This window comes from Pseudomonas sp. RA_35y_Pfl2_P32, assembly GCF_963970735.1.
Taxonomy (GTDB): Bacteria; Pseudomonadota; Gammaproteobacteria; order Pseudomonadales; family Pseudomonadaceae; genus Aquipseudomonas.
The window spans coordinates 1-255 of the sequence record NZ_CAXAQF010000439.1; the positions used below are offsets into that span (position 1 = coordinate 1).

The window sequence follows — 255 nt, forward strand, 5'->3', positions numbered from 1 at the left end:
GGTGTACCGCGACTCGGTGACCCTCAACTCGATCACCGCCGGCCAACCGGTGCCGTTCACCATTAGGGGGGAATTGATCAAGGGCAATGAGGGCGGCACGGTGAAAGCGTCGTACTCGGTCGAGCGGCCCGATGACCGCCCGCGCTATTCCCAAGCGCTGGAATTCGACGTTGGGGTGGTGCTCGACCTCAACCCCCCGAGCATTCTGCAGGCCGAAGCCGACGGCAAGACCTTGCAGCCGCTCAAGGCCGAGGA

At 64.3% G+C, this 255-nt stretch carries 1 pseudogene; it reads left to right on the forward strand.

Annotated elements, in window-relative coordinates:
• A pseudogene (locus tag AACY45_RS29065) lies at nt 1-255 on the forward strand (hypothetical protein); the annotation flags it as partial.